Genomic DNA, 498 nt, shown 5'->3' with positions numbered 1-498 from the left:
GGTTACCACGGTGTGATTCATGACTGGGGTGAAGTCGTAACAAGGTAGCCGTAGGGGAACCTGCGGCTGGATCACCTCCTTAATCGAAGACATCAGCCTGCTGATGAGCTCCCACACGAATTGCTTGATTCATGCTGTAAAGACGATGCTGTAACGCGACCCTGTTATAGGTCTGTAGCTCAGTTGGTTAGAGCGCACCCCTGATAAGGGTGAGGTCGGCAGTTCAAATCTGCCCAGACCTACCAATTACTTGGTGCGGCCTAGAATACGGGGCCATAGCTCAGCTGGGAGAGCGCCTGCCTTGCACGCAGGAGGTCAGCGGTTCGATCCCGCTTGGCTCCACCACTCTTTCAGGTTTCGCAGCACTGTTCAGAACTTAGAAATGAACATTCGGCAATGAATGTTGATTTCTGACTTTTGTCAGATCGTTCTTTAAAAATTCGGATATGTGATAGAAATAGACTGAACACCAGTTTCACTGCTGGTGGATCAGGCTAA

General features: G+C 50.0%; 2 tRNA genes and 1 rRNA gene. All 3 read left to right on the top strand.

Annotated elements, in window-relative coordinates:
• Positions 1–82: ribosomal RNA gene (locus ABZO33_RS26885) — 16S ribosomal RNA — on the top strand; the annotation flags it as partial.
• A gap of 86 nt (positions 83–168) precedes the next feature.
• Positions 169–245 (top strand) — tRNA-Ile (locus ABZO33_RS26880).
• A 24-nt stretch (positions 246–269) separates the two neighbouring features.
• Positions 270–345: transfer RNA gene (locus tag ABZO33_RS26875), tRNA-Ala, on the top strand.
• Positions 346–498: the final 153 nt, after the last annotated feature.

Origin of the sequence: Pseudomonas sp. CAM1A (genome assembly GCF_047501685.1) — a bacterium.
Classification (GTDB): Bacteria; Pseudomonadota; Gammaproteobacteria; order Pseudomonadales; family Pseudomonadaceae; genus Aquipseudomonas.
The sequence above is the reverse complement of the archived record's forward strand: the minus strand, read 5'-3'. Positions and strand labels throughout refer to the sequence as shown.